The organism is Haladaptatus sp. (assembly GCF_049589095.1).
Classification (GTDB): Archaea; Halobacteriota; Halobacteria; order Halobacteriales; family Haladaptataceae; genus Haladaptatus.
Genome location: NZ_JBAWAC010000459.1, coordinates 1 through 1,540, shown reverse-complemented (window position 1 = coordinate 1,540; position 1,540 = coordinate 1). Strand labels below are relative to the sequence as shown.

General features: G+C 62.1%; 2 protein-coding genes. Both read left to right on the top strand.

Going from position 1 to position 1,540, the window contains the following annotated elements; genetic code table 11:
• Positions 1 to 334, top strand: a 334-nt coding sequence (locus WBV42_RS14370; RefSeq protein WP_423986639.1) for a PUA domain-containing protein, incomplete at its 5' end; no start/stop codon positions are given.
• A 102-nt stretch (positions 335 to 436) separates the two neighbouring features.
• Complete coding sequence (locus WBV42_RS14365) at positions 437 to 1,240, top strand: N-acetyltransferase family protein (RefSeq protein WP_423986638.1); 804 nt, start codon at positions 437 to 439, stop codon at positions 1,238 to 1,240.
• Positions 1,241 to 1,540: the final 300 nt, after the last annotated feature.

Sequence of the window (1,540 nt, the reverse complement as noted above, 5' to 3'; positions counted from 1 at the left end):
CTACCCGAAACTGCGTGTGCACGACGACGACGGCGAGCAACTCGCCGCGATGGTTCCCCAGTACGGAATCCTCTCGTTCACGCTCAACGGTGCACGCCACTGGGTCGAGAGCGGCGCGCCGATCAAGCGCGTCGAGATTGACGCCTTTGCCCCCCACGGAAGCGTCCTCGCACCCGGTGTCGTGGACGCGGACGACGACATCCGCCCCGGCGACGAAGTCGTCATCGAAGGCCCGAAGGCGTTCGCCATCGGCCGCGCCGAGATGAGTGGCCCTGAAATGGTCGAATCCACCCGTGGCATCGCCACCGAGGTTCGACACGTCGAAGAAAAGTAGGCTGATTCGCTCAGAATTTATAATTCGTTCGCGAGTTTATAATTCGAGCCGCGACTTTTTAGGCGATAAATAATAAATCCCCTCGGGGTGGTACCCTCTCCTATGGGAGCACCTGCCGACCTCGAGTTCGAAAACGCGATTCAACAACGCATCTACCACCACGTCGAGACCAGCGGGGCGGCCACCATCGGGGAGGTTCGTGACGAGGTCCGAATCGACTCGCCGTCCGGGTCGAAACCCGCTCGCTCGGGGACGACCGAGCCACGGGTTCGAATCCCGGCGGAGGAGTTCCACAACTCCGTCGCCGCGCTCGTGAATTCCGGTCTCCTCGTCCAGAGCGAAGGGGAACTCCACCTCGCGATGGACGACGACGTCGAGGAGTACGACGAAACCGACCTCTCGTACCGAATCCGACAGGCTCACCAGTCCGACTGGCGGGGCATCGAAACCGCGATTCGTGAGGTCGCCGACGAAGGCGCATCGATTTCCGCCAAACGCGTCGCGGCCGACATCGGCGACGAGGGCGCGCTCCTCCGGCGCAACGACCGCCGCTCGCGCATGTTCTACGTTGCCACCGTCACCGGCGGCGAGAACGACGGCGAAATCGCCGGATGGGTCCACTTGGACGCGCCGGAACTCGACGAACTGCGCCACACCGCCGAGTTGACCGTCGGCGTCCGAAGCCCCTACCGTGAACACGGCATCGGCGGCCGCTTGCTCGAACGCGCGATGAACTGGGCCACTGAGACGGATTACACCAAAGTTTACCAGAGCCTCCCCGCCACCAACGAAACCGCCATCGAACTGCTACAGGACTACGGCTGGGAGACCGAGGCCGTCCGTCCGGATCACTACCTCGTCGGCGACGAGTTCGTGGACGAAGTCATGATGGCTCGGAAGCTCTGAAGCGAAAAACAGCGATTTTCGTGAACTGATTGTCCTGCGATAGCAGCGATTACGGACCCCCTCGAACAACCGTCCGTTCGCTACGAATAGAGGTGTTTGGTGGGATGCGATGAAGTTGCTAGGAGGCAGACCGCCTCGAAAGCCCTCGCTACGCTCCGCACAGGAACGTTTGATTCTATGGTGATCTCAGTAACCGAGCCGCATGAATACCGCACCCGCCCCGCCACCGCACCGCAGGCCACACGCCTCCCCAACCGACTCCTTCGCTCACTACGTTCGCTCAGTCGTCCACCGTCAGAG